This window comes from Leptothrix ochracea L12 (assembly GCF_000262525.1).
Genome location: NZ_JH660693.1, coordinates 45,768 through 49,545, shown reverse-complemented (window position 1 = coordinate 49,545; position 3,778 = coordinate 45,768). Strand labels below are relative to the sequence as shown.

Below are 3,778 nucleotides of genomic sequence, written 5' to 3'. Positions count from 1 at the left end.
GAGCTTGCTGCGGGCGCTGCCCACCCAAGGCCACGCCACATGCGCCAGAAGCGGCTGCCAGCAACACGCCCACATTGCGATCGGCCCAAAGATTGGCGTATTGCCGCCAAGAGCCGACCGACTCCTCAAAATTACCCACCACAGCAAACCAGCGGCAGTCAGGCGTACAGGCACAAAATCGATGATCTCGAAAAGCTGCACAAAACGACGCATCAAACGCTCGGACGTCGGTGCCGCTTCACGAGCTTGCTTGTGGCCCCAATAGCGCGAACCAAATTCAGCCATACGGTACAGCACGGCTCCAAGCGGTCCCAACCCACACGCTGAGCCCAAGACAAACCAGAAAAACACGCCAAAAACGTGTCGATGCGCGGCCAAAAGGGCATGCTCAATCACATGGCGCAGCAGTTCGGTCCGGGGCAATTCGCTGGCATCCAGATGACGCCAATCCCGCAACAACGCCCGGGCTTCATCCTCACGCCCTTGCTCCAAAGCGTCACGGATATCGGTGAAGTAATGGCTGAACTGCCGAAAGCCCAAGGTGAAATACAGCACGACCAGATCCCAGCCCAAGGCCAGCACCACGCTGTAGTGATCGAGCAGCACGAAAATCATGCTGACCATCAAAGCCGGAGCGATCACCGTCACCGACCAAACCACCCATGCATGGCGCTCTCGACCAGCGTCGAAGTTCACGCCGGCCCAGCGTGCCCATGCGAGAAATCCTGCGTGCACCGGGTTGGCCAACTGCAAGGGTCGGATCTGCTCAACAATCAAAGCCAATAACACGGCGAGGAAGCTCATGGTGTGATGATACCGGGGCAATGTCGCTTAAAGGAGACAACCAAACCCTGCGTCTCAGGGGCTATCAGGCGCGCAGGAAATGGTAAAGGTTACGCAGCATCCCTGCTGTCGCCCCCCAGATAAAGTAGCCCTGATCATTCGGCCAAGGCATGGAGAAGAAGCTGCGGCGAGCGCCTTGATCCTCAAAGCCGTGCTGCTGGTGATGCTCTGGCGCCATCAGAAACGACAGCGGCACTTCAAAGATCTCAGCGACCTCCTGAGGATCCGGTTGCCAGTGCAAAGGCGGGGTCACCAAGGCCACCACCGGAATGACGCGATACGCGGTGATCGTGGTGTAGCTCGGCAAACAACCGAGAACTTCCACGCGATCCGCCGACAAACCGACTTCTTCTTGGGCTTCGCGCAAGGCGGTCACCACCGCATCCGCATCCTCCGGCTCACTTCGCCCGCCCGGAAAACTGATCTGCCCGGCGTGATCACGCAAATGGGCGGTTCGCTGGGTGAGTAAAACGGTCAGGCCCTCGGGACGCAGCATCAAGGCGATCAACACCGCCGCTTGTGCCAACGGCCGATCTGGCAAGACGCGCCCATCCCCGTGAAGATTGGGCTGCCAAGCAAAAGTCTGTGCAAAACGCTCACGCAGCGCCTGTGGACGCAAGCGTTCAGGCGGCACCGACGGTTGTCCCGCCCCCGTCGCGATGACGGGAATCAGGCGCGGATCACGGATCAAAGCAGGACGAGGCATGGAAAAACCGCCCGAAGGCGGTTTCATCAGCGGCTGAATCAAACGGATCAAGCCAGCTTTTCTTTGATACGTGCCGACTTACCGCTGCGTTCACGCAGGTAGTACAGCTTGGCACGACGCACATCACCGCGACGCTTGACTTCGATCGAAGCGATCAGCGGGCTGTACAGCGGGAAAGTCCGCTCAACGCCTTCGCCGCCAGAGATCTTGCGCACGATGAAGCTGCTGTTGAGGCCGCCATTGCGCTTGGCAATGACCACACCTTCGTAAGCCTGAACGCGCTTACGGGTGCCTTCAACCACGTTGACATTCACGATCACGGTGTCACCGGGAGCGAATGCGGGAATAGTCTTGTTCAGACGAGCGATTTCTTCTTGCTCAAGCTGACGAATCAGATCCATGGAAACTCCTAGGCGATCGTGGCGGCATCCAATGACACATTGACCCGCCAGAGGATCAAAACCGAGCATTATAAACCCAGCTTTGACAAGAGCTTCAGATCCTGCCGACTGAGCAAGCCTTCGCGTCGAGCCTTTTCCAGCAAATCAGGCCGGCGACGCGCGGTCGCCGTCAATTGCTGCTCACGACGCCAGCGGGCAATCTCAGCATGATGGCCGGACATAAGCACCGATGGCACACCTTCGCCCGCATGAACCTCTGGCCGGCTGTAGTGTGGACAATCCAGCAGCCCATCGGAGAAGCTGTCTTGCTGATGCGATTTTTCGTCATTCAGCACCCCAGGCATCAGCCGCGCCACGGCGTCCAAGAGCGTCAAGGCAGGCAGCTCACCGCCTGAAAGCACAAAGTCACCCAAGCTGATTTCTTCCGTGACGTGTCGATCGACAAAACGCTGATCCAAGCCCTCATAGCGCCCGCAAATCAAGATAGCGCCCTCGGGGCTGCGACTGAAAGCCTGCACCCGCGCCTGCGTCAACGGCCGGCCAGCGGGGCTGAACAAGATGACGGGCGGCTGCGGAGTCGTTGACGGTGAGGCAGCAGCGATATCCGCCGCAGCGCGCGCCGCATGCACTGCGGCCAACGCACGCTCAAGCGGATCAATCAACATGACCATGCCAGGCCCACCGCCAAAAGGACGGTCATCAACACGGCGGTAAGCGTTGTCGGCAAAGTCGCGCAAACCCCAGAGCTGCACATCGACTTGGCGCGATTCAAAGGCCCGGCGGGTGACACCGAGGCGCAAAGAGGGCTCAAAAAGCTCTGGAAAGAGCGTCAGGACATCGAAGCGCACGCAGGGCTCAGTAATCGAGGCCCCAATCGGCCACGATGCGCCGCGCTTGCAGATCGACCGAGTCGATGTAGGCGGCGACAAAAGGAATCATGCGTTCAACCGGCTCAGCCTCGGTGCCGGCACTCAGGCGCAACACACTATGCGGGCCGGTGGCGATCAGATCGGTGACCACCCCCAAATCAGCACCCTCGCGATTGACGACCGCCAAGCCGATCAAATCGACCCAGTAGTACTCGTCGGGATCAGCCGTGGGGAAGCTGTTGCGCGACACAAAAACGCGCGCACCCTTCAGGGCTTCGGATGCATTGCGGTCTGGCACTTCTTGGGCCGTGGCGACCACGCCATCACCGTGCTCTTTGGCTTGCGTGATACGCAAAACCTTGGGCAAAGCCGGTGCATCTTTGGGGCGGGGCTTGCCTTCGGGCGGCAGGATAAACCAGCGCTTGGAGGAGAAAACCGCCTGTGGATCGGCGGCATAGGGCTGAACGTGAAACCAGCCCTTCAGGCCCCAAGGCTCAAGGATGCGAGCGACTTCGATCGCATCCTCGGGCCAGGGCAAGTCTTCACCGATATGAATCACTGGGACACTCCCGGTCAAGACATCTGCAGCCGGCTTAGGCCGCCGGAGCGACCTTGGCCTTGGCTTGGCCGATCAGGCGAGCCACGGTCGGGCTAGGCTGAGCGCCATTGCCAACCCAAGCTTCGACACGGTCGAGCGCCACGCGCAGGGCTTCGTCCTTGGCTGAGGCAACCGGGTTGTAAAAACCCACACGCTCCAGATAGCGACCATCACGGCGCTCGCGGCTATCGGCCACGACGATGTTGTAGAAAGGACGCTTCTTGGCGCCGCCACGGGCAAGTCGGATCACGACCATGTTGTTTCCTTGAACCAGTTTGTCAGTGATCCACTGCACCCCGGACACTCAGGATCAGCAGATCGAAAAATAGCTATAAGCCGTCGTATGCATTCTCGGCCCCGT

6 protein-coding genes are annotated in these 3,778 nt (G+C 59.7%); all 6 read right to left on the bottom strand.

What is annotated here, in order from left to right:
- On the bottom strand, positions 1 to 804 hold an 804-nt coding region (locus LEPOCDRAFT_RS02410; RefSeq protein ID WP_009453629.1), incomplete at its 3' end, for a cobalamin biosynthesis protein.
- Between the two features lie 64 nt (positions 805 to 868).
- A complete protein-coding gene (locus LEPOCDRAFT_RS02405; RefSeq protein ID WP_009453628.1) occupies positions 869 to 1,549 on the bottom strand; it encodes a CoA pyrophosphatase in 681 nt (226 codons plus the stop codon).
- Positions 1,550 to 1,596: 47 nt separating this feature from the next.
- The gene (gene rplS, locus LEPOCDRAFT_RS02400) at positions 1,597 to 1,950 is read right to left on the bottom strand and encodes a 50S ribosomal protein L19 (protein WP_009453627.1); all 354 of its coding nucleotides are present in this window, start codon (positions 1,948 to 1,950) and stop codon (positions 1,597 to 1,599) included.
- A gap of 68 nt (positions 1,951 to 2,018) precedes the next feature.
- A complete protein-coding gene (trmD, locus tag LEPOCDRAFT_RS02395) occupies positions 2,019 to 2,798 on the bottom strand; it encodes a tRNA (guanosine(37)-N1)-methyltransferase TrmD (RefSeq protein WP_009453626.1) in 780 nt (259 codons plus the stop codon).
- Between the two features lie 7 nt (positions 2,799 to 2,805).
- On the bottom strand, positions 2,806 to 3,396 hold the full coding sequence (rimM, locus tag LEPOCDRAFT_RS02390; RefSeq protein ID WP_245526380.1) for a ribosome maturation factor RimM: 591 nt from the start codon (positions 3,394 to 3,396) through the stop codon (positions 2,806 to 2,808).
- A 16-nt stretch (positions 3,397 to 3,412) separates the two neighbouring features.
- Entirely contained in the window at positions 3,413 to 3,673 is a 261-nt protein-coding gene (gene rpsP, locus LEPOCDRAFT_RS02385) for a 30S ribosomal protein S16 (protein ID WP_009453624.1), read from the bottom strand.
- Positions 3,674 to 3,778: the final 105 nt, after the last annotated feature.